The sequence below is a fragment of the Tautonia rosea genome (assembly GCF_012958305.1).
In the GTDB taxonomy this organism is placed as follows: domain Bacteria; phylum Planctomycetota; class Planctomycetia; order Isosphaerales; family Isosphaeraceae; genus Tautonia; species Tautonia rosea.
Genome location: NZ_JABBYO010000018.1, coordinates 108,882 through 130,984 on the forward strand (window position 1 = coordinate 108,882; position 22,103 = coordinate 130,984).

The 22,103-nt window shown below is 66.6% G+C and carries 16 protein-coding genes and 1 pseudogene; 8 read left to right on the top strand and 9 right to left on the bottom strand.

Going from position 1 to position 22,103, the window contains the following annotated elements; translation table 11 throughout:
- Window positions 1-4 precede the first annotated feature (4 nt).
- From HG800_RS23695 to HG800_RS23715, 5 genes are all read right to left on the bottom strand, one after another.
- Window positions 5-541, bottom strand: coding sequence for a hypothetical protein (locus tag HG800_RS23695; RefSeq protein ID WP_169980227.1), 537 nt, complete (start codon window positions 539-541; stop codon window positions 5-7).
- Between the two features lie 36 nt (window positions 542-577).
- The gene (locus tag HG800_RS23700) at window positions 578-2,494 is read right to left on the bottom strand and encodes a DNA gyrase/topoisomerase IV subunit B (RefSeq protein ID WP_169980230.1); all 1,917 of its coding nucleotides are present in this window, start codon (window positions 2,492-2,494) and stop codon (window positions 578-580) included.
- Window positions 2,495-2,524: 30 nt separating this feature from the next.
- On the bottom strand, window positions 2,525-2,701 hold the full coding sequence (locus HG800_RS23705; RefSeq protein WP_169980233.1) for a hypothetical protein: 177 nt from the start codon (window positions 2,699-2,701) through the stop codon (window positions 2,525-2,527).
- Between the two features lie 126 nt (window positions 2,702-2,827).
- Window positions 2,828-5,302, bottom strand: coding sequence for a DNA gyrase/topoisomerase IV subunit A (locus HG800_RS23710; protein ID WP_169980235.1), 2,475 nt, complete (start codon window positions 5,300-5,302; stop codon window positions 2,828-2,830).
- A gap of 323 nt (window positions 5,303-5,625) precedes the next feature.
- Window positions 5,626-9,585, bottom strand: coding sequence for a putative Ig domain-containing protein (locus tag HG800_RS23715; protein WP_169980238.1), 3,960 nt, complete (start codon window positions 9,583-9,585; stop codon window positions 5,626-5,628).
- A 496-nt stretch (window positions 9,586-10,081) separates the two neighbouring features.
- Between HG800_RS23715 and HG800_RS23720 the strand changes: the two genes are divergently transcribed.
- The 3 genes from HG800_RS23720 (at window position 10,082) to HG800_RS23730 (ending at window position 12,796) form a co-directional block, all read left to right on the top strand.
- Complete coding sequence (locus HG800_RS23720; RefSeq protein WP_169980240.1) at window positions 10,082-10,339, top strand: hypothetical protein; 258 nt, start codon at window positions 10,082-10,084, stop codon at window positions 10,337-10,339.
- 68 nt (window positions 10,340-10,407) lie between these two features.
- Window positions 10,408-12,018 carry an ATP-dependent DNA ligase gene (locus HG800_RS23725; RefSeq protein ID WP_169980242.1) on the top strand — a complete coding sequence of 537 codons (1,611 nt, stop codon included), beginning with the start codon at window positions 10,408-10,410 and terminating at the stop codon, window positions 12,016-12,018.
- Between the two features lie 310 nt (window positions 12,019-12,328).
- Complete coding sequence (locus HG800_RS23730; protein ID WP_169980245.1) at window positions 12,329-12,796, top strand: ribosome-binding factor A; 468 nt, start codon at window positions 12,329-12,331, stop codon at window positions 12,794-12,796.
- 100 nt (window positions 12,797-12,896) lie between these two features.
- Here HG800_RS23730 and HG800_RS23735 read toward each other — a convergent pair whose 3' ends face one another.
- Entirely contained in the window at window positions 12,897-14,420 is a 1,524-nt protein-coding gene (locus tag HG800_RS23735; RefSeq protein ID WP_449343009.1) for a SulP family inorganic anion transporter, read from the bottom strand.
- Window positions 14,406-14,924 (bottom strand): annotated as a pseudogene (locus HG800_RS28595) (SulP family inorganic anion transporter); the annotation flags it as partial. The gene HG800_RS23735 and the pseudogene HG800_RS28595, both read right to left, overlap by 15 nt.
- A gap of 546 nt (window positions 14,925-15,470) precedes the next feature.
- On the opposite strand from HG800_RS28595, the gene HG800_RS23740 reads away from it, so the two are divergent.
- Together HG800_RS23740 and HG800_RS23745 are read left to right on the top strand one after the other, a co-directional pair.
- Window positions 15,471-16,382, top strand: a complete 912-nt coding sequence (locus HG800_RS23740) for a hypothetical protein (RefSeq protein ID WP_169980249.1) — start codon at window positions 15,471-15,473, stop codon at window positions 16,380-16,382.
- Window positions 16,383-16,946: 564 nt separating this feature from the next.
- Complete coding sequence (locus HG800_RS23745; protein ID WP_169980251.1) at window positions 16,947-17,570, top strand: hypothetical protein; 624 nt, start codon at window positions 16,947-16,949, stop codon at window positions 17,568-17,570.
- Here HG800_RS23745 and HG800_RS23750 read toward each other — a convergent pair.
- The gene (locus HG800_RS23750; protein ID WP_169980253.1) at window positions 17,537-17,746 is read right to left on the bottom strand and encodes a hypothetical protein; all 210 of its coding nucleotides are present in this window, start codon (window positions 17,744-17,746) and stop codon (window positions 17,537-17,539) included. The two genes, HG800_RS23745 and HG800_RS23750, sit on opposite strands and share 34 nt — an antisense overlap.
- 45 nt (window positions 17,747-17,791) lie before the next feature.
- Between HG800_RS23750 and HG800_RS23755 the strand changes: the two genes are divergently transcribed.
- The 3 genes from HG800_RS23755 to HG800_RS23765 all read left to right on the top strand — a co-directional run bounded on the left by HG800_RS23755 (window position 17,792) and on the right by HG800_RS23765 (window position 20,390).
- On the top strand, window positions 17,792-19,261 hold the full coding sequence (locus tag HG800_RS23755) for a sulfatase family protein (RefSeq protein WP_206352424.1): 1,470 nt from the start codon (window positions 17,792-17,794) through the stop codon (window positions 19,259-19,261).
- A 170-nt stretch (window positions 19,262-19,431) separates the two neighbouring features.
- The gene (locus HG800_RS23760) at window positions 19,432-19,749 is read left to right on the top strand and encodes a hypothetical protein (protein ID WP_169980255.1); all 318 of its coding nucleotides are present in this window, start codon (window positions 19,432-19,434) and stop codon (window positions 19,747-19,749) included.
- Window positions 19,750-20,198: 449 nt separating this feature from the next.
- Window positions 20,199-20,390 (top strand): hypothetical protein, encoded by a 192-nt coding sequence (locus HG800_RS23765; protein ID WP_169980258.1) that lies wholly within the window; start codon window positions 20,199-20,201, stop codon window positions 20,388-20,390.
- Between the two features lie 152 nt (window positions 20,391-20,542).
- Here HG800_RS23765 and HG800_RS23770 read toward each other — a convergent pair.
- The coding region (locus tag HG800_RS23770) for a tetratricopeptide repeat protein (RefSeq protein ID WP_169980260.1) at window positions 20,543-22,103 on the bottom strand (1,561 nt) is incomplete at its 5' end.

Sequence of the window (22,103 nt, forward strand, 5' to 3'; positions counted from 1 at the left end):
GATCTCATGGCGGTCCCGCTGATCCGGACAGCGGTCGGTTCTCCTCGGATCGAGAATGAATCGATCTCGTGAGGGTGATCAGTCCGACCGCCGAGGCGAGGACGACCCCGATCACTCCGTGGCCGACTCGGAGAAATTGCTCGCGGTGTTTCGTGCGGAACTCCGTCTCACACGCAACGCAGGAGCAGTATTCGAAGCGAAGCGTTTGCGACGCCAGAAAAGCGTCGTCATACGTTGCGTCGTGAAGTGTCGTCAACCATCGGCTCGTCGGGAGGTCGGGGGTGAGCGAGGCGTGGGGGCCTTCGAGTCCGGCACCGAGGCCCAGGCCAAGGTAGCCCCAGCCGGATATCGCGGCCGCCGTCATGAACCGACGTCCACTCTTGCGAAGCACGAACGCCCCGAGGATGGCCGCCGCGTAGAGCCCGAGCAGGAGCGTGAAGATCGGATCGAGCCAGCCCCCGGCCCCGGGACGCAACAATGCGACGACAATCCCGGTGAGCAGCACGAGCATCAGGAGCCTGGAGATGATGGAAGAACGCATCGTCATCGTCGTCGAGAGCTGCGTGAGGTCGGGTCGCTAGATATCAATATCCCGCGCCGAGTACGCTTCTTCCATGATGAACTTGAACCGGGCCTCCGGCTCCTTGCCCATCAGGTCAGAGACGGTGTGATCGGTGTACGGCCGGTCTTCGTCGGGGATCGAAACACGGAGCAGGCGGCGACGGCTCGGGTCGAGGGTGGTTTCAAAGAGAAGCTTGGCCGGCATCTCGCCCAGCCCCTTGAAGCGGGTGATCGTGGGCTTGGCGTTCTTGGGGAGCTTGTTCAGGATCGCGTCACGTTCGCGGTCGTCGGCGGCCCAGTAGTTTTCCTTGCCGTAAGTCACCTTGTAGAGCGGTGGGCAGGCCAGGTAAACCCGCCCGGCGTCCATCAGGTCCGGCAGGTGCCGATAAAAGAACGTGAGCAACAAGGTGGCGATGTGATGCCCGTCGCTGTCGGCATCGGTCAGGAGGATAATCTTGCCGTAGCGCAGACGGGCCGGGTCGTAATGCTCGTCGATCCCGCAGCCGAGCGCACTGACCAGGTCGGTCAGCTCCTTGTTTTCGAGCAGTTTCCCCTTCGTCGCTTGCTCGGCGTTCAGAACCTTGCCGCGTAAGGGGAGAATCGCCTGGATGTGCCGGTCGCGCCCTTGCTTGGCCGAGCCACCGGCAGAGTCCCCCTCGACGATGAACAACTCGGAGCGCTCGGGATCGGTACTGTCACAATCGTGCAGCTTGCCGGGAAGATTGAGGCGGTTGCTGATCGCCGTCTTCCGTCGCACCTGGCTGGCGGCGGCCCGACTGGCCTCGCGAGCCTTGGCCGACTGGATCACGCGATGAACAATCGCGTCGGCGATGCTCTTGTTCTTGATCAGGAAGTCTTCGAGCCGGGGACGCACCATCGAATCGACGAGTGCGCGAACCTCAGGGTTGTTCAGGCGTCCCTTCGTCTGCCCCTGGAACTGCGGCTCGCGAACGCAGACGGAGAGAATCGCCGTCAGGCCCTCGCGGATGTCCTCGGCCTTGATCTCCGGCCCCTTTTTCGCCAGTTCGTGGTCCTTGATGAACTTCTGCACGGCCGCCCGCACCGCTTCCCGAAGGCCCGACTCGTGCGTACCGCCGTCTCGGGTGGGAATCGTATTCACGAACGAGCGAATGTCTTCATCCGTCGCCTCGGTCCAGGCCAGGGCGACTTCCAGGCGCAGGTCGTCTTCCTCGCGTTCCAGCACGAAGGGAGAGGAGGCGACTCGCACATCGTCGCGGCCCTTGTTCACCGCGTCGAGGAAGTCGCTCACGCCGCCGTCGTGGCGGTACTCGACCGAGGTCCCCGCCCGCTCGTCGACGAACTGGATCGAGAGCCCCTTGTTCAAATACGTTTTGACTTCCAGACGCTCGGCGATCAGGTTCGGATCGTAGATCGCATCCACGAAGATTTCCGGGTCCGGCGTGAAGCTGACGGTCGTGCCCGACCCCCGAGCCGGTTCCCCCTTTTCGACGTTCCCCAGCGACTTGCCCCGCGTGTAGCGCTGGGTCCAGACGTGACCGTCACGCTTGACCTGCACCTCCAGGCGTTCGCTCAATGCGTTGACCACGCTCGCCCCCACCCCGTGGAGGCCGCCGGCCACCTTGTAGGCGTCGTTGTCGAACTTGCCGCCAGCGTGAAGGGTAGTGAAGATCACCTCGAGCGCACTTTTTCCGGTCTTTGCATGAACATCAATCGGAATCCCTCGCCCGTTGTCCGACACTGAGCAGGTCTTGCCGTTCTTCGACAGGGTCACGACGATCCGCGTTGCGTGGCCGTTCATCACCTCGTCGATCGCGTTATCGACGATCTCCCAGAGCAAATGATGCAGGCCCGCCTTGTCCACTCCGCCAATGTACATGCCCGGCCGTCTCCGGACGGCTTCGAGCCCCTCCAGAACGGTGATCGATTCGGCGTTATAGGTTCCAACGGCCATCGGCTTCGATCCTTCTCGGGTCGGGACAGGTCAGCGGTCGATTTCGGGGTCGAGGGGGTGGAACATCGCGGCCCGACGTTCCTGCAGGGTCCGTTCTCCCAACCATCGCCGCGGGTTGCCGCACATCCAGCACGAACAGGAGGCGAGGTGGTCGTGATCCTTCCGGGCGAAACGATCGCGATCCTTGGTGTCCAAGTCCATGAACATCGTGGAGCGTCGAGCCCAGGCGATCATCCGCGTTCGGTGATGCCTTCGGACGCCTCGCTTTGGTGGCACCGTCGCTGGCTCCGTCGGGTTCGAATCCTCGCTCATTGGTCAGAGTCTCCCACCCACTCACGAACGCTCCTGATCCACCTGATCCATCGGCGGCACCGGGGTTGCTTCGGGCAAGACAACCTCCGTGATCGACCCGCGCTGCATGATCGCGTATCCCTTACCGCCTCGACTGGTGACGGGATACTTCGACGCCCGCAGCGATTGCACCGCTCCTCGGCTGGTGCGGACCTCCAGGCCGTCTCCCTTCGCTCCGGCCAGGGTGAAGCCGAGCACGCGGTCCTTGGCATCAAGCCGGATGGCGCTCACCCCCTTGGCTACCCCGGAAACCACGTTCGCCTCATCGACCGGGAAGACCAAAATGCGGGCCGATCGCGTGACGAGGCAGACATTCTCCGATCCGTCCGACGCCTCGACCCCGATCACCGCATCATCCGGGTAGCTCGCATCGAGCCGAACAATCCCGCGCCCCTTCTTGGTCGAGACGGGAGCCACGTAACTGAGCGAGAACCGCAACGTCTTTCCCCCGGCCGTCACCGCCACGCCATACGGCGGCGGAGCGGTCTTGCCGTCGCCGTTGCTTGAGCCGTGGCCGTCGCCGTTGCTGCCCGGCTGCAGGTCGGCATCAAGATAACCCTGCCGCGCCTTGCCGTTCTTCGACGTCGGGGCCTTGGGCGAGGGCAGGCACCTCGGGTCGTGACAGACGACGCCGACGATCGACTCCTGATCCTCAAAGGCAAATTGCCGCTGGATCGGCTCGCCGTGGCCGGTGGTCATCACGATGTCGTTGACCCGGAGCGTGTAGGCCACGCCTCGGGTCGTGAAGATCGTCATTGTCTGCCGCGCCCGGCAGCGGAAGACCCAGCCCACGCGGTCCTCATCTCTCACGCGGATGCTCGCCACGTCGGTAAACGACTTCTGCCGCTTCACCCAGCCGTCTCGGGTGACGATCACCCAGGCGTCCTCGTCAACAATGTAATCTTCCTCGCGGAACTCGACCGTCTCGACCGGCCCCTCAATCATCGTCCGGCGCGGGTCGCCATACTTCCGGGAAATCGCCTTCAGTTCTTCCCGGATCAACCCCCAGCGGGCCGGCTCATCGGCCAGCAAGGCCTGCAGCTCGGCGGCTCGGACACGTCGGTCGGCGAGCTCATCAAGGATGTCCTGAATTTCCAGCTTGCCCAGGCGATAGAGCTTCGTCTCCAGCACCGCGTCGGCCTGAAGCTCCGAGAGGTCGAACCGCTCGATCAGCTTCGGCGCGGCGTCGGCCTTGCCGTCGCTGGCCCGGATGATGGCGATGGCCTCATCCAGGTTGTTGAAGACGATCGCAAAGCCTTCCAGGATGTGAATGCGTCGCAAGACCGCGTCCAGCTCGTGCTGAAGCCGGCGAGTCACGACCTGCATCCGGAAGTCGAGGAAGTGGACCAGAATCGACTTCAAATCGAGCCGGGCTGGTACGGCCACCTCGGCCTCGGCGGCCGGCTGCAGGCAGGTCAGGTTGACGTTGAAGTTGTTCTGCAGCGGCGTGTTCTTGAACAGGTACGCGAGGGCCGCATCGGCGTTCGCGCCGGGCTTCAGGTCCAGGACGATCCGGATGTCATCCGTGCTCAGGTCCTTCACGTTCGTCAGTTGCGGCACCTGCCCCCGGCCAATCAGGTCGCCGATCCGCAGGACGAGAGGGTCTTTTTCGACCCCGTACGGAATCGACGTGATCACGATCCGGTTCGGGTTCTTCGGATCGGTTTCGTACGTCCCTCGCAGCTTGATCGTCCCCTGGCCGGTGGCGTAGATCTGCCGGATCTCGTCGCCGCTGTTCAAAATCACGCCACCGGTCGGGAAGTCCGGCCCTTGAATGTGCTTGAGCAGCTTCTCGACCGGCACGTCGCGATCCTTGTCGAGCAGCGCGATCAGCGCGTTGCAGACCTCCTTCAGGTTGTGCGGCGGGATATTGGTCGCCATGCCAACGGCAATCCCCGACGCCCCGTTGACCAGCAGGTTCGGAATCTGCGCGGGCAGGACGATCGGCTCATCGGCCGTCGAGGCGTAGTTCGGCCGGAAATCGACCGTTCCCTCGCGCAGCTCACTCAGCAGCTCGGTGGCGATCGGCATCAAGCGGCATTCGGTGTACCGCATCGCGGCCGGAGGGTCGCCGTCGATCGAGCCGAAGTTGCCGTAGCCTTCAATCAACGGATACCGCAGGCTGAACGATTGCGCCATCCGCACCTGGGCGTCGTAAATCGACTGGTCGCCGTGCGGGTGATAGCTCTTCATCACCTCGCCCACGACGGCCGCACTCTTGACGTACCGGCTGTCGCTCGAAACCCGCAGATCGGCCCACATTGCGTACAAAATGCGCCGTTGCACCGGCTTCAGGCCGTCGCGCACGTCGGGCAAGGCCCGCGACGTGATCACGCTCAGGGCGTAATTCAGGTACCGTTCCCTGGTCGCCTCGGCCAGGGGAACCACCTCGATCACCTCGTTGCGCCCGGCTCCGTCGCCCTGGGCCCCTCGATTCGATTGCCGTTTTCGGGCCATATCCGCCTCGTGCTCAGACGATCGGGCACGCCCGGCCCGTTCAGTCCCTCCGTTCATCGCGTACTTTACGATAATACGATCGGTCGAACAGTGCAATCGGGTTGAGTGTACAAAATCATCGTAATGCTCGCCGCGACCTCCTCAACAGGAGCGTGACCAGCCGCACAGCCATCGGGGAGCTCGTCGCCTTCGACCTCCCCGACGACGCGTTCAGGACGTTCACCCCTCCCACCGACACGGCCGTCCCGCCCCCGCGTTCCCCAGGGGCTCGATCGGGTCAGAACGGCCTTCGATCGGTGTGTAACCTGTTGCTTTGGAACAGGTTATCGCCCGTGGCGAAGCCAGGCTCGCAACGCCAGCCCGAGGGATCGGGGGTCCGCAGGGAGGGTCGGCTGACCTGATCGTGCGATCCAATCACTCAGTGCGGGGCGTCCCCACGACGGGCGTTGGGGCACGCGCAACAGCGTCGATTGCATGGCCGGCGTGGCGTCTGCCGGGGCCGCCCGACGCGCGAGCCAGGCCGCCAGGGCCGGACTCGGTCGCGGCGGAGCAGGGGCGTTCGCCCGCACGGGCGACGGCGTCCTCTGGAAATGCGGCAACGGGACCATCCGGCCCGAACGGTTCGCCCCGGCGAGGATCTCCCGCCCGAACGCGACGACGTGATCTCCCCCAGCCTGCCCGTCGCCGTCGCCGTCGAGCAGGTTGCCGGTCGTGTCCCGAACTCCCGCCGGGCCGCCGTCGACGACCAGCACGTGCCGGGCATGCAGGGGCAGGGGAGTCATCGTCTGCAGGGTGACGGTCCGGTTCGCCGGTTCGTAGCGGGCGTCTCGGATCGGGATGACGCGATCATCGGCCGTCTGGGCCTGGCCGTCGCGTCCGGGGTGGATGAGGCGATAGGCCGACCGATTCTCGGCGCTGGCCGCGTCAAGTGCCTGGTCGAAGCTCAGCACCAGGAGGGTCGGCTGAGCGTGGAACCCATAACGTTGCAGGTTGACGACTGTTGCCGGCGGCGTACCGTCTCCGTCGACGCGGACCATCAGCCCCCCCTCCGGGCCGATCTCGACCGAGGCCTCCTGGCCGGGCGCAAGCCCTTCGACACTCACCTCGCGGAACGCACCCTGGATCCCTTCGCTGACCAGGAAGGTGAAGCTTTCCCCGTCCTGGGGCACATAACCGTCGAGGAAAACAAGTCGCAAAGTGCCGTCGATCACGGCGTTGCCGGTCACGACGAGCTGGTCGTACTGCGTCCCGGCCTCCGGCCCTGCGACCTCGATCTCCAGCGTCCCCTCGGGCCCCTGGGTGTAGTTCCCCTCGATCCTGAGCACGCCGGGGGAGCTGCCGGGTCGGACGGTACCGGCGAAGTTGTCGACGCCGCTCCCCTCGACCGACGGGTCGGGGCCGATCAGCGTGCCGTCCCCTTCCAGCACCCCCTGGCTATTGATCCGCAGGCGACCCAGCGTGAGCTCCTGGCCCGGACCGACGATGGCGGCGCCGCCGCGGAAGTCGAGCACGCCGTCGTCGTTGACATCCAGGACCGACAGGCCGGGCTGGAAATTGGGGGGCTGCACCGCAAGGATCCCGCCGTTCCGCAAGACGATCCGTCCGGTCCCCTCGCCCTCGAGGCCGTAATTGATCAGCTTGCCCACCCGCACGGTCGGCGCGACGACCTGGGTATTCTCCTCGCCCGAACTGATCCGGTCGATCACCAGCAGGGGCGTCGCCGGCTCCCCCTCGCGGCCGGTGACGTTCACGGTTTCCGCGAAGACCGAGCCTCCCCGCTGGACCCGCAATTCGCCCCCATCCTGAACGAGGATGGGCGAGAACTCGTCCGGGTCGTCCATCGTGATCTCGGACGATCCGCCCTGGACGATTACCCGGCCCATGTTGGCGCCCTCGATCAAATCGCCGATGACGAGCATGAACGGCCCGTGGAGGCGCCCACCGTTCTCGATCAGGATCTCACCGTTGCCCTGCTCTCCCACGCGGATCACGTGCGGTCCCGAGAAGAGGCCGCCGCCATTGACGTGGATCCGACTGCCGAAGCTGCCCCGGGCGGCGGGCGCGCCAACCTTGAGGATCTCCTTGAGGATGTCGACGTCGTCGTCGCCAACGCTGTCGGTGGGATCACCCACCTGGAGTGCCGCGAGTTCCTCGATCGTGACCGTCGTCCCCTCGACCCCGCCGACGCTCAACTCCTCCTCGACCTCCCACTCGCCGCCCGACCGCAGCGTGACCGTGGCCACCTGGCCATTCACGGCGCCGACTTGACTCCTGATGGAGCTGACGTAGCCGAAATCCTCGACCAGCAGGCTCGCCGCGCCTCCGGTCGCCCCGAAGTTGAGCGTGCCGAAGCCGACGCCGAACGGGCCGAGGTCGTTGACCTCCAGCGTGGAGCGCAGTTCGTCGTCGAAGATCGCCGGGTCAGGGTCATAAAAGCCGCGAACGACGATCGACCCCGTGCCTGCGCCGACCCCCACGCCCAGCAGCTCGGTCAGGACCACGCGCCCCCCGTCCTCGATCCGCAGCTCGCCCCGCGCCGCGGGGTTGTTGCTCACCCCGACCCCGCCGAGGCCGCCCCCGACCCACGTCAAGGTCGAGGGGGTGCGGCTCGCGACGTCGACGCCGCGGACGATGACGACCCCGCGCGAGCCCTCCTCGCCGATGGCGAACCGGGTGCTCAGGAAGTCGTTGGCGTCGAGGTCGGGGAAATGGGACGCATCGATCTCGACCCTCGCCCCGTCCTCGATCGTCAGCGTGCCGTCGCTGGTCCGCCCGACGGTGAGGAGGGCCACCTCGACCACGGTCTCGGGCCCCTTGACGTTCATCGTGCCGGGGGCGCCGTTGGTGGCGTTGCCGATCAGGATCTCGGTGGCGTTGACGAAGGCCTTCTCCTCGACGTTCAGCTCGCCCTCCCCCCCGCCGCCGACGACGAGCAGGCCATCGACCTGGAAGATCGACGTCTCGCCCGTGAGGGTCGCCTCCGACGCCGCGCCCAGGCCGATTGTGGCGAAGTTGCTCGACACCGAGCCGTCCTGGAGGACGAACCAGCCGTTGTCGACCACGACGCCGGGCTTCGTCTCGTCGGTCGACTGGGCGCGCAGCAACGACTCCACGAACGTCACGATCCCCGTCGGCACGGGCGACGACGGCTCGCCGCCGAGGACGACCCGCTCCACGAAGTGGTCGCCGACCTGCACCGTGTACGCGGCGGGGACCTGGAAGTAGGCCACGTCCAGGATCCCCGGCACCGCGTTGCGGTCCCAGTTGGCCGGCTCGTCGAAGCTCCCCCCGGCGTCGTTGACCCAGCGGAAGGCCCTCGGGTCGTCGACGGCGATCGTGATCGTCTCCGAGTCGGTCAGGCCCTCGTCGTCGGTCACGACGACCGTGACGGGGAAGTCGCCCGCCACGGCCGGTGACCACCGGAACAGCCCGGTGTTCGGGTCGATCACCATGCCCTCAACGGCGTCGGTGCCCAGGCTGTAGGTGAGGGTCGAACCCGGCGCCCCGGTCGCCGTGGCGAAGAATTCGAGCGTCTCCCCCACCTCGACGGCCTGCCCGCCGATCGGGTCGAGGACGGGCGGCTGCACCGGGTCGATCTCCATCGTAAACCGGCCCGATGTGCCGTAGGGGCTGCCGAGAATGAAGGCATTCAGGCTGATGTAGAGGTTGTATTCTCCGGGCGCCAGCTCGGTGGTTTCCTCGAAGCTGCGGAGGAAACCGTCCGTCGCGATGAGCAGAATGTCAAATTCCTCGGTGACGGGGTCGTAGCCCCCCCGGAAGTTCATCAGGCTGCTGTTGGGCCCCACCTCTCCAATGATCCTGGCACGGACGGGCGCGCTCACCTCGAAGGAGACCGAGATGCTGGCGTCCATGCGGGCGTCGGTGATCCCCGGGGGGTTGCGCAGCCCACCGGCGACCGACAGCTCGACCTCGAACGCCTCGGGGTTCCCGGCCGCATCGAGCGTCGGGATCACGCGGACCGAACCGGAAGCATCCCCCGTGAGGATGATTGAGCGATCGATGTTCGCCTGGAAATCGAGGTCCACCGGGGCTGTCAGGCCCATCAGAGACAGCACGTCACGATCGACGGGCCCACTGGGCCCCCTGGCCGAGTACCGAAAATTGTCGAGGGAAGTGCCGATCTCCGTGATCGACACCGCCAGCAGTTCCCGGGCTTCCAGGAATTCCAGCATGCCCGCGATCGGCTTCCGCCGTGGTCGGCCCTGACGCCTGCGTGGGGCGAGGGGAGCCCATGTGCCCGGGAATCGACGAATGCTGGTCATGGTCGCTCCTTTTGAGCATATCTTCGCTCCCGGCCCTCCCGGCGCGAAGCGAGCGGTCTTGAGAGGTGTGCCGTCACGAACAACCGCGAGGTGGCAGGAGTTACGGGATGGGCTGGACCATCTCGGACGACCTCTGATGTCCCCGACGGGCGCCCGTGCTCTCGACCGAGACGCGACACCGTGGCGGGAGACGGACGGGGAAACGAAGACCTCGTTCTCGGCCACCGGATTCAGAAACCTCGGATTCCCGGCCTCACGCGAGCGGATCCTCGAACGCAAGTGGGCCATCCGGTCTCCGCTCCGGACCGTTCCGATTCCTCGGCCGCCTCACCCCGGCCCGGCTCCTCGCCACGCAAAGCCTGCTCCCGGGCGGACGCAGGCCCGCTCCGTCTGGGGTGGGTTCCACATATTCAGCTCATGAGCATGACATTGGTTTCGGACCCTTGCCACTCAAAAACTCACATTATCTTGAAAACGAACGGTTGATGAATGCGTCATGCGAGCATTTTGGGCCGATCATGACCTGTCTAACAAGATCGCTCCGCCCCAGGCGCCGGGCGGCCCGAACGGGTCGAAAACCCTGGAAATCCCCGCCAACTCCGCCCGATCTGGCGATTGCAACCCGGTTCGCCACCGTCCGAGCGTGCCAGGGAAGACGAGTTCCGGGCTCGAAGACCCCCCCTCCTACGACCACCGCGCCGCCCGGCCCGTGATGAACGGAGGCAACACGATGGTCCTGAACGCGACGCCCTGACCATCGGCTACAATGACTCGGCCCTGGGATGGCCTCGGTTCTTCGACGTTCTCGGACGGGATCCCTCCATGAAAGCCTTCGCCGACCTCTACTCGGCGCTCGACGAGACGACCAGGACCACCGCCAAGGTCGATGCCCTCGTCGCCTATTTCGCCCAGGCCGACCCTCGCGATGCCGCCTGGGCCGTCTCGTTCCTCATCGGCCGCAAGCCCCGCCAGGCGGTTCCGGCAAAGAAGATGCGCGAGTGGGCCGCGATCGAGGCGGGGATCCCCGACTGGCTGCTCAGCGAGTGCTACGACGCCGTCGGCGATGCCGCCGAGACGATCGCGCTGTTGCTGCCACCCCCCGATCGCTCCAGCGACCGTCCCCTGGCCGACTGGGTCGAATCCGTCCTGCTCCCACTCCGCGACCACGACGAGGACACCCAGCGGCAAATCCTTCTCGATGCCTGGCGGGCGATGGACCATTCCCAGCGCTTCGTCTGGAACAAGCTCATCAGCGGGGCCTTCCGCGTCGGTGTCTCCGCGCAACTGGTCACGAGAGCGCTGGCGAAGCTCGGCAAACTCGAACCCGGCACCGTCGCCCACCGCCTGATGGGCGACTGGACCCCCTCGGCCGACTTCTTCCGATCCCTCCTCGACCCCGACGCCTCCGACACCGACCTCAGCCGACCGTACCCGTTTTGCCTCGCCCACCCGATCGACGAGGCCGGGCAGGGGGGCCCGGCCAGCCTGGGCGACCCCGCCGACTGGCAAAGCGAGTGGAAGTGGGACGGCATCCGCTGCCAGCTCATCCAGCGATCAGGAGAGACCTTCCTCTGGACCCGAGGCGAGGAACTCGTCACCGACCGCTACCCCGAGCTGGCCGGCCTCGGGCCGATGCTCCCCGACGGCACCGTGATCGACGGTGAGATCCTTGTCTACCGCGACGAGGCCGTGCAGCCCTTCGCCCAGCTCCAGCGGCGGATCGGCCGCAAGACGGTCGGCAAGACGCTCTTGAAGGACGTCCCGGTTGCGCTGTTTGCCTTCGACCTGCTCGAAGACGGCGGCGTGGACGTGCGGTCGCATCCCCTCCGCGCCCGCCGCGCCCGACTGGCCGAACTCGTCGCCGAGGCGAACGTCCCCCATCGCCTAATCCTCTCGCCGACGGTCCAGGGGGATTCCTGGGCCGCCCTGGCCGAGGCCCGCGCCACCAGCCGAGACCGCCTGGCCGAGGGCCTGATGCTCAAGCGGCTCGACTCGATCTACCAGGTCGGCCGCGTCCGGGGCGACTGGTGGAAGTGGAAGATCGCGCCGATGACCGTCGATGCCGTGCTCACCTCCGCCCGTCGCGGCTCGGGCAAGCGGGCCAGTCTTTACACCGATTACACCTTCAGCGTCTGGAATGAGGACGGCGTGCTCGTCCCTTTCGCCCAGGCCTATTCCGGCCTGACCGACGAGGAGATCCGCCGCGTCGATGCCTGGATTCGCCGCCACATGGTCGAATCGTTCGGCCCGGTCCGCACCGTGACTCCCGAACTCGTATTCGAACTCGGCTTCGAGGGCATTCAACGCTCAACCCGTCACAAATCCGGCATCGCCGTCCGCTTCCCTCGCATTCTCCGCTGGCGGACCGACAAGCACGCCGCCGACGCCGATCGCCTCGAAACCATTCGCGCCTTGCTTCCTCCGAGCTCCTGATGCGACGATGGCAGCGCGGGTTCGTCGATTGACCCTTTTGTTTTGAGCTAAGATGCTTTCCAAAAGGCAGGGCAATCCCCGAACCTGATCACGTCCGATCGTTTCTGAGCTCGAAACGGGCCGTCTTCCAGGGCCCATCATTTGCATCGCACGACTCGCCGGGGGGCATCTCGACCATCGAGCCGAACGAACGAACGAGCGATCAATCGATCGATCGACCTCGGCCCGGATCGTCAAACCCCCCCGGTCTGTTGTGGTCCCCGGTGTCACTCCGGGGCGTGCCATGCTCCTCCGCGAGAGGGAATTTCCCATGCCCCCGCGCAAGAAACCATCACCAGGAAGCCGTCGAGGCGGCCGGCGTCCGTCGGATGGCCTGGTCGATCCGAGAGACGTCTTCACCCCGGGCTCCTCCTCCGGTCGATCAGGACCGCGCAACAGCCGAAAGGCGATGCAGCTCTGCTCACAGGTTCAGCGAACCGTCGAGCAGGTCATTCTCGGCGATCTCGATGACGAGGTGCTCCGCAACCTCTGCGTCCTGGCCGTCGAGCCCGCCCCCGACGAATCACGGTTGCTCGTCACGGTCGGTCCGTTCGCCTCGAACGTCGAGATCAACCCGATCCAGGTAATGGAGCACCTTGGCCTCGCCTCGGCTCACATCCGATCCGAGGTCGCCGCCGCCATCACCCGACGCAAGGTGCCGACCCTCGTCTATCAGGTCGCCCGGCCCGGCTCGATGGATGCTCCGCCCCCCGGTGAGGCACCCGCCTCGTCACCGTGAGGTCTCCGGGGAGGCCGGGGACGTGTTTATCCCGGCCTCCCTTCACCCTGCCGCCGCGGTCCGTATTGGTCGGTGGGGCGAGCGTGCTCGGATCGTTCCGTCAGTGCCGAACATCCTCCGCCGATCGCCCCACAAGGTCCTTCGGCAGGGCGATCCGATGGTCCGGCGGCGCGGTCTTCGACTCGCGCCGAAACCTCGCATGCAGCGATTCCCAGTCGACCACCAGTTGCCCGCCGCCGTTCTGATGCTGGCTGGCCCACGAGGCCAGCAGATCGAGGCAGGCGTGGTCGATGTACGACAGGTCTTGCAGATCGACGTGCAGCTCTGCGTTGCGGGGTACCCGTTCCAGTTCGGCGGCCAGTTTCGGCAGTCGGATAAACGTGGCGGCCCCGTCGAGCGACAGCACGGCCTTCGCGCCCCCTTCGCGGATGTCGAGCTTCGTGTCCAGGCGAGAGAACGTGTACAGCAGCTTCAGGCCGGAGAGCAGGATCCCCACGATGACCCCCGTCAGCAGGTCCGTCAGGACGATCATCACGACCGTCGCCACATAAATTCCCACCTCGCTCAAGCCGTACTGCCGAAGGCTCCGAATCGCCCCCAGGTCGACCAGCCGGTAGCCGATATACACAAGCATCGCCGCCAGGCTGGCCGTCGGGATCAGGCGGAGCAACCCCGCCAGTCCGACGACGAACACCAGCAACCAGAGCCCGTGCAAGATCGCTGACAACCGAGTCTTGCCCCCGGCCTGAATGTTGGCCGAGCTTCGGACGATCACCCCCGTCATCGGTAACGCCCCGAGCAGGCCGCACACCATGTTGCCCACCCCCTGCGCCGTCAGCTCGCGGTCGTAGCGGGTCCGAGGCCCCGGGTGCATCTGGTCCACCGCCGTGGCGCAGAGCAACGTCTCGGCACTGGCGATCGCCGCGATTACCAGGGCCGTCGAGATCAAGGCCGACCACGGCGCATCGCTCAGCACGTTCCAGTTCGGCAGCCTCACGCCGTCGAGCAGGTTCGTCGGCACCTCGACATACAGTACCGGCAACTCGAGGATCGTCGTCAAGGTCGTCACCACTACGATCGCCAGCAGTGTTGCCGGAACCACCTTCCACCGTTTCGGGGCCAGGCCGTCCCAGAGCACGATGATCAGGATCGTCAACACGCCGACCCCCGCCGCCAGGTTGTGGCTCTTCAGGCTGGCGATCAGCGTGCTGATCGCATCGACCGCCGCTTTCTGACTCGCCAATGCGTCGTACTCGTTGCCCAGCCGCAGGTCGTCAGCCGCCTCGTTCGAGCGTCGGACGGCCTCGGCCGCGGCTCGCTCGACGGCATCCATCTGGTCTCGGTCGCCGTCCAGCGTTTCCAGGCGATGCAGCACCGGCAAGAGCGCGTCAAGCTCCTTGACGATCGCCTCCTGATCGCCGAGCAGCTCGCGCAAGGCAGCGATCTCGGCGGCGTGCCGTTCGGGCGATTCGGCCTTCCACTGGTCAATGGTGGCGTGGTCGGGCAGGCGCTCCGCGGTCTGTTCCCAGAGGCTTTCCTGCTGGCGGTGCAGCTCGCCGATCCGCCGCAGTTGCTCCGTCTTGAAGGCCCGTTCCTCCTCCGATCCCAGGTCGGGCCGGGCCATGCCCTTCTCGATCGCCTCCGGAATGGTCAGCAGGTTCGCAATCCCGCTGCTCTTCGGCGCGTCGTCGACCATCACGTGAAACTGGCTGGCGAAGATCAAGATGCCGATGCCCGCCAGCATCCCCTTGATCACCGCCGGAGAGACCGCCCGGAACCACTGCCCGAACCGCATGATTCCCGCCACCAGCTGCACCGCGCCGGCGATCAGGACCAGCAGGCCGAGCATCTCCAGACCATGATGCTGGATCGCCTCGTAGACGATCACCGTCAGCCCCGCCGCCGGCCCGCTGACCTGCAACGGCGACCCGGCCAGCATGCCCACCACCAAGCCCCCCACAATCCCCGTAATCAGGCCCGACGCGACGGGAGCCCCCGACGCGATCGCAATCCCCATGCACAGCGGCAAGGCCACGAGGAAGACCACCACCGAGGCCAGCAGATCGCTCCCCAGTTCCTTGCGGCGATTCGGGCGGGAAGACGACGCAGAGGGTGAAGATTGGTTCATCAGTGCTCAGTCTCGACTCAGCGTGACGGTTCGGACACCGCGACGTTCCCTCTCACGCGCGTTGGTTCGCCTGAACACGCCCGGCAACCGTGGAAAGGAACGAAGGTCACGAGCAACAATGCCCCTGAGTCTTTGGGGGGGTGTCTCGATCCTCCCAAGAACTTTCGATGCAAGCAAGGCTTTATTCGACGCTCCTCGCCGATCCCCCCCGCGCGACGAGGCCCGCCCCCATCTTCACCCCTCGGCGTCTCTTCCTCGCTTCGGAGCCGGGCGGGCAAAGGAGATTTTTGAGCCATCATTGTGCATGTGTTCGCGCCTATCGCAACGCAACGTGCGCCGGTCCCCGATTTCATCGGCTCGTCGTCTCTGCCCTGATCCCGAGCCGCTCGGCACGACCCAGCCCATCGACTTTCTCAACCCGCAACCCTTAGAATGATCTTGATGAGGGATGGAATCGCCTCGATCTCGATCGCGCGTCACCAGGATCACGTCACCAGGTGCCCCGCACGACCGATCTGCCCCTCGGACCGACCGGAGGATTGACCCATGCGCCGGCTCCTCGTTCTGCCGTTCTGCGTCGTGATGGTCAGTTCGGCCTCGGCACAGAGCTTCGCCCCGGCTCAGTCCCGATCCGCCGAGCCTCCCCCGCAACAGGCCCGGGTCGCTCCCCTCGGAACCCGGACCGGCGATCCGATGCAACTCAACACGAACCTCCTGAACAGCGGCATGCCCGTCCCCGCCCCGCTGGGAGCAATGGCCGATGCCGCCGAGGTTCCCGGCCTCATCTCGGCTCGCGTCCCGACCGCGGGCTCCCTGGTCTCGGTCCCACCCGCGGCCGTCGCCTCCGGCGTGCGCCTCTACACCTACCTCAACCCCCAGGGCGGTCTGGAATCGGTCGCCTACGACCCCTCCACCGGCGCGACCATCGTCTACGACCAGACCATCTCCTACAGCCTCCAGAACCAGAGGTTCCAGGCCGGTCCGGGAGCCACGCCGCGCATTGGCTCCAGCGCCGCGGACGGCATCGTCAACAATCCGAGCTTCAGCCTCCAGCCCGGCCGCGCTGATCCCAACATCGGCATTCCGCTGCTCAACCAGGCGAGCCCCTCCTACAACTCCCGATCCAACCTCGGCCTTGGCTTCTCCCCGACCTACGGCACCCCCTCTCCCTTCTCCGGAACACCCATGAACACCCTCGGTAGCGGCGCGGGAGGTCCGACCTCTCCCTTTACCGGAACGCCGATGGGTACGCTCGGCGGTGGCGGCTCGATCTCCTCTCCCTTCTCGGGCACGCCGATGGGGACCATCGGCAGCACCCCGTTCGGCGGCTCCACCGGCGGTGGCAGTTCCCTCGGTGGCGGAAGTTCCTTCGGCGGCGGAGGACCGCTTGGCGGTGGTAGTTCGCTCGGCGGCGGGGGGTCGCTCGGCGGCGGGGGGGCGCTCGGCGGCAACCCCTGAGTTCCGCTCGGAACCTGATCATGCCGAGAACCGGAGTCTCTCCCTGACCCCGTCCGAGTCGCCCGGAAACACCAGCACCGGGAATTGCGGAGCCAGGTCCAACCAACCTGACCACGCCTCCCTGAGCAGGGCGGGATTCGGCATGATCGTGAGCGTACCCTGTTACCAACGCTTAGCGGCGTCATCTCAGTAACGCCGCCTCGTTCCCGCACTTGCAAGACGCCAAGACGATGTCAATCCTCGCGGAGAGCCCCGTGAGGCACGTCAACTGCACGTGCCCAGTATTCCCAGGCCGGAGAATCCGTCGGATTCGTTTTGTCGGGAAACCCCCCAAGAGTCCCGTAGCCTCGATTTGGAACCCGATTCGACCAGACATCCGGGACGGATCGATCTTGCGAGACCGGACAATTCGACCGATTTTCCGGAAACTTGGTAAAATCACTGGATCGCCCAAACTCTAGAAGTTATATACTACAGCAGGCCTCGGCTCTGGGTCGTGGTGATTTGGCTCCGGGTCGACGGTAAGTGATTCAGGTTGAGAACTACTCGAGGAGCGTGCAGCACATGTCCTTCCGAATGATTCTGGGTGCCGCCGCGGCGGCCGCCCTGGTTGCTTCGTCGGCCCACGCCCAGTCGAAGCAGATGCCAACCCCGCAGGCTCCCGGCAAGGCGGCCCCGGCCGCTCAGGCCCCGGTGGCTCCCTCGAAGGTTGCTCCGGCTCCGGCTCCTGCCCCTCAGGCTCCGAGCAAGGTTGCCCCGGCTCCGGCTCCTGCCCCTCAGGCTCCGACGAAGGTTGCCCCGGCTCCGGCTCCTGCCCCTCAGGCTCCGGCGAAGGTTGCTCCGGCCCCGGCTCCTGCCCCTCAGGCTCCGGCGAAGGTTGCCCCGGCTCCGGCTCCTGCCCCTCAGGCTCCGGCGAAGGTTGCCCCGGCTCCGGCTCCTGCCCCTCAGGCTCCGGCGAAGGTTGCCCCGGCCCCGGCTCCTGCCCCTCAGGCTCCGGCGAAGGTTGCTCCGGCCCCGGCTCCTGCCCCTCAGGCTCCGGCGAAGGTTGCCCCGGCCCCGGCTCCTGCCCCTCAGGCCCCGGCGAAGGTTGCTCCGGCTCCGGCTCCTGCCCCTCAGGCTCCGGCGAAGGTTGCCCCGGCTCCGGCTCCTGCCCCTCAGGCCCCGGCGAAGGCGACTGGCCAGTACTGAGCCAGGCCCCCGGTTTCTTCCGGCATCGCTCTGCGTGATCGTCCCGATCCGCCCAGACCCCAGGAGATGCGTTCTCCCGGGCTCTGGGCGTTTCTCGTTGCGCTCAGCTCATCGGGTGACGAGACGCGATCGCCCGACGTATCATGGCGGCCGGTCGATCGAATCGACTCGCGCATGTCGTCGGATTCCAATGTGTTTATCAATCCATCGAGGAGCCACGGATGAGCCTGATGCGCAGCGTCTTGACGATGATCGGCCTGTTCCTCCTGAACGGACCGATTCCGGCCTCCCCACCGGACCGTCCCCGACCTCACATCGTCCTGATCCTCCTTGACGACCTTGGCTACGGCGACCTCGGCTGTACCAACCCCGAGGCGAAGACCGTCACCCCCCGCATCGACCGCCTCGCCGCCGAGGGCCTGCGCTTCACCGATGCCCACGCCCCCGGCTCCGTCTGCGTCCCCTCACGCTACGGACTGCTCACCGGCCGAGACCCCTGGCGCACTTCCCTCGATTGGCAACGCCAGGCCATCATCGAGCCCGACCGCCCGACGCTCCCCTCCCTGCTCCGAGACGCCGGCTACACCACCGCCATGGTCGGCAAGTGGCACCAGGGGTTCGACGGCGGCATCGACTTCGCCTACGACCAACCCCTGACCGGCGGGCCCGTCGATCGCGGCTTCGACACGTTTTTCGGCATGCACGCCTCGCTCGACATCCCCCCGTATTTTTACATCAACGACTCCTCCGTCGTCGCCCCCCCGACCCTCACCATCGACGACCACGTCAGCCCCGCCCCCTGGTCCCGCATCCAGGGGGCCTTCTGGCGAGCCGGCCCCATCGCCCCCGGCTTCGTCATGGAGCAGGTCCTCCCTCGATTCACCGACGAGGCCATCGCCACCCTCGACCGCTTCGCCGCCGACCGCCCCGGCGACCCCAGCTTTCTCTACCTCGCCCTCACCGCCCCTCACACCCCCTGGCTCCCCGACGATCGCTTCCTCGACCTCGGCGGGGCCGAACTCTACAGCGCCTTCGTCGCGCACGTCGATCACGAGGTCGGCCGCGTCCTCGACGCGATCGACCGCCTTGGCCGTCGCGATGACACCCTCGTCATCCTCGCCAGCGACAACGGCCCGGTCTGGGACTCGAAGGACATCGACCGCACCGGCCATCGTTCCGCCGGCCCCTTCCGCGGCATGAAGGGCGACGCCTGGGAAGGCGGCCACCGCATCCCCTTCCTCGTCCGATGGCCCGGCCAGACCCCCGAAGGCACCACCACCGACGCCCTCCTCAGCTTCACCGACCTGCTCGCCACCTTCGCCGCGATCGTCGGGCGCGACCTCCCCGACGACGCCGGGGAAGACAGTTTCAACCTCCTCCCCGTCTGGCGCGGCCAGCCCCCCGACCAGCCCATCCGCGACACCCTCGTCACCCAGTCCTCAAGCGGTGTCCTCGCGGTCCGCTGCGGCCCCTGGAAGCTCATCCCCATGCTCGGCAGCGGCGGCTTCTCCCTCCCCCGCCGCCTCGACCCCGAGCCCGACGGCCCCACCGGCCAGCTCTACCACCTCGCCTCCGACCCCTCCGAGCAACACAACCGCTTCGCCGACCACCCCGAGATCGTCGCCGACCTGACCTCCCTCCTCGACCACCTCCGCGCCTCCGGCCGCTCCCGCCCTCCCACCGCTGAGTGATCCCGAAGGGTTCGAAACGGATCCTTCCCGCTGGGGTGGCCGGGGTCCGCGCAGCGGCCCCCGGGGGTCCGTGGCCTGTGCGCTCTGGGCCGCCGTGCGGACCCGGCCACCCCGATGATCTGTCTTCCAGGCAATTGGGCGATTCCCCATCCTCCCGAGCTGCGTTCCTCATGAACCCTTTGCCCGCCCGCCCGGCTGCCGGGCCGGGCGTGACGGATCGCCTCGGATCGATCAGGAACCCACCGAAACCGCCTCCCTCTCGCCGCCTTGCCGCGATCGCCCGGCCCGCCGCCAGCCCGATCAGGCCGACGCCGACTGCGACCAGGCTCGGCGGCTCCGGAATCACCCCCGCCCGGGTCGCCGCCCTGAACGTCGCCATTTGCGCCCCCGAACTCATCGAGAAGTCCCCGAGAGTCGTTCCGTTCACAAGGCCGAGGTTCAGCCCCGACGTGCCCGAGACGGGACCGATCGCCGATCGAAGGTCGTAGCCGAGCAGGTCCGGCGAGACGACGCCGAAGATCCCGAACCCCGTGGTCAAATTCACGAAAAACGCATACGCATTGGTCCCACTGTCGATGGTCGTGTTGAGCCACACCGCGATGTCATCCGTGAATTCCGCCACGCCGATCCCCTCGACCTCGACAAACGTCGGGGCGACCGGGGTGAAGAAGAACCCACTGGATTTCGTCACGACGTCACCGTCAGTCGTCAGTGACAGCACGTTCCTTGCTGTGTCGGTGGTACGCAATCGGCCTTGGATGAGGGGAGTGTCCGGCAGACTGGGACGCCGGTCGATCGAACCGCGGGCGGGAGTCCGCTCCGACATCCCTGGCCTTCGAGGCTGTGCGTTCGCCCGGGACCCGCCTGCCTTCTCCTCCCCAGTCTCCGGACCATCGGATAGGCCTCGAGCCCGCATCACAAGGGCGGAGCATCGACGATGGGCGCGGTCACCGGGCAGAGCGTCGGCATCGACATCAGCGAGGATTTTCTGGACGTCCACCTCCACCCGGCTGGTGTCCCGCGGGAAGACGTTCAAGCAGGCGATGACGGCGTGCATGCGGAAGCTGCTGGGCTGAGGAACACGCTGGTGGCCCGGGGCCAGGTCTGGGACCGGGCCCGTGCGACCTGATTGCTGCTTCAAGGCCCAGCCTGGGTATGGTCAGCGAGGCGTTCCGACCGGGCGCCCCGTGGCTTCGCGATCTGCCCCCAAAGGCGTAGCGTTCGAGGTCTCCCGCTGGGACGTTGGCTGGGGAGGAGGCGCTCAGTGACACTGTGGTGTGATTAGTTCGCGGTCGCGTCCTCGTCAGGGGATTGGGGGGCGTTCTCCGGCGGAGGCTCGGAGCCGGGGGCCTTGTCCGCGGTTTCCTCGCTGGGTGTCAGGCTCAGGCCGACGAGCCAGGTATCCTCCCCGGCCAGGTACGGGGAAAAGCCGCGTTCCACTCCGGGGTTCCACAGCGTCGCGTAGTTCGTCGTTTGCGAGACGGGCTTGTCGTTGTCCGTCATGGTCACGTTCATCAGCAGGAAGGAGCCCGTCGAGGCCGGGACGACCTCGGGACCATCTCGGGTGTCGATTAGCCCCAGCGGGATCTCGAATTCCACGATGTAACCGTCCTCGGTCCGAGCGGTTGCGACCGACCAGTCCTCGTTGCCGAAGTCGGTCGACGCGGTGACCTGCCGCCCCGCCACGTCGGCGACGAGCTGGAACCCCTCGCGGTTGCCGCGCGAGTCGAAGGCCATCTCGGGAATCAGGTCGTTGGCGACCAGGTCGCCATTGAGGAACAACTCGACGTCGTCATTGAAGAACGGGGCCGCGGCGTCGACCTCCTGATCGTCGATGAACTGGTCACGGACCTTGAAGGCGAGGAAAAGCGAGTCGGTCGAGTGGGCCGCGTGCAGCGTGTAGCTCAGGTCGGCCGGGTCGGACTTGATGAGGTACGGGAACCAACCGGTCGTGGTGGAGGGGGCGTTGACCAGGTTCAGGAGCCGCCCCGGGTTGCTCTCCGAGTCGAACGTGATGGTCGTGCCCGTCCAGTATTCCCCCGGCTCGATCCGGCCGTCGGCGATCGGCGAGGCGGCGCGGAAGGGAGCCTCGATCGTCATCGGGACCGAGGGGGGCGCCTCGGGGTCATCCGGCCGCCCTGGGCCGAAGCGATTGGCCCGCAGGAGCCGGGCCGATTCGAGCTGCCACGGCTCCTCGGCCCGATCCAGAACAAGAGCGAGCAGCGTCTCGGCCTCCTCGGTTCGTCCCCGGTTGCGAAGCCCCCGGGCCAGGCCGAGGTATCTGTCGATCCGTGCCTGGAGATCGGCCCCGGGCTGGGATTCTTCCCACCGCACAAGTTGTTCGATGAACTCGACCGTCGCGACCCGGTCGAACAGGGGATCGTTTCCCACGAGGACGCCAATAAGGGGTCCGGGGTCGTCCTCGCCCCCAGCCCGGACACGTTCGAAGGCGCTGAGGATTTCGTCGGCCGCGACGTCGATCGCACCGGCCTTTGTGAGCGAACGGAATCGATTGCTTCGAAACATCTCGGTGAACGAGCCGTCATCCACCTCGAGCGCCCGTCCCCAGTCCTCGGCGGCTTCCGCATGGCGACCTAGTTGATCGAGCGCGGTGGCCCGTCCCGAATACGAGGAGAGGAGGTTGACGAGGACCTCGGGGTGCTCCTCGGACAATCGCTCCTGAAGCGTCAGCGCCGCCTGGTACGACGCCTCGGCCTCCGCCATCCGGCCGGTGGCCCTGTAGAGGGCGCCCAGGTTGTGGTGGCTGTTGGCCAGGCTGGTGCGGTAGTCGGGGACCTCGGGGTGCTCCTCGGACAATCGCTCCTTCAGCGCCAGCGACGCC

What these genes read in the sequence shown, in the direction of transcription:
- HG800_RS23695 (WP_169980227.1), bottom strand. Translation starts at nt 541, where the DNA reads ATGCGTTCTTCCATCATCTCCAGGCTCCTGATGCTCGTGCTGCTCACC.
- HG800_RS23700 (WP_169980230.1), bottom strand. Translation starts at nt 2,494, where the DNA reads ATGGCCGTTGGAACCTATAACGCCGAATCGATCACCGTTCTGGAGGGG.
- HG800_RS23705 (WP_169980233.1), bottom strand. Translation starts at nt 2,701, where the DNA reads ATGTTCATGGACTTGGACACCAAGGATCGCGATCGTTTCGCCCGGAAG.
- HG800_RS23710 (WP_169980235.1), bottom strand. Translation starts at nt 5,302, where the DNA reads ATGGCCCGAAAACGGCAATCGAATCGAGGGGCCCAGGGCGACGGAGCC.
- HG800_RS23715 (WP_169980238.1), bottom strand. Translation starts at nt 9,585, where the DNA reads ATGACCAGCATTCGTCGATTCCCGGGCACATGGGCTCCCCTCGCCCCA.
- HG800_RS23720 (WP_169980240.1), top strand. Translation starts at nt 10,082, where the DNA reads ATGCGAGCATTTTGGGCCGATCATGACCTGTCTAACAAGATCGCTCCG.
- HG800_RS23725 (WP_169980242.1), top strand. Translation starts at nt 10,408, where the DNA reads ATGAAAGCCTTCGCCGACCTCTACTCGGCGCTCGACGAGACGACCAGG.
- HG800_RS23730 (WP_169980245.1), top strand. Translation starts at nt 12,329, where the DNA reads ATGCCCCCGCGCAAGAAACCATCACCAGGAAGCCGTCGAGGCGGCCGG.
- HG800_RS23735 (WP_449343009.1), bottom strand. Translation starts at nt 14,420, where the DNA reads ATGGCCCGGCCCGACCTGGGATCGGAGGAGGAACGGGCCTTCAAGACG.
- HG800_RS23740 (WP_169980249.1), top strand. Translation starts at nt 15,471, where the DNA reads ATGCGCCGGCTCCTCGTTCTGCCGTTCTGCGTCGTGATGGTCAGTTCG.
- HG800_RS23745 (WP_169980251.1), top strand. Translation starts at nt 16,947, where the DNA reads ATGTCCTTCCGAATGATTCTGGGTGCCGCCGCGGCGGCCGCCCTGGTT.
- HG800_RS23750 (WP_169980253.1), bottom strand. Translation starts at nt 17,746, where the DNA reads ATGCGCGAGTCGATTCGATCGACCGGCCGCCATGATACGTCGGGCGAT.
- HG800_RS23755 (WP_206352424.1), top strand. Translation starts at nt 17,792, where the DNA reads ATGAGCCTGATGCGCAGCGTCTTGACGATGATCGGCCTGTTCCTCCTG.
- HG800_RS23760 (WP_169980255.1), top strand. Translation starts at nt 19,432, where the DNA reads ATGAACCCTTTGCCCGCCCGCCCGGCTGCCGGGCCGGGCGTGACGGAT.
- HG800_RS23765 (WP_169980258.1), top strand. Translation starts at nt 20,199, where the DNA reads ATGGGCGCGGTCACCGGGCAGAGCGTCGGCATCGACATCAGCGAGGAT.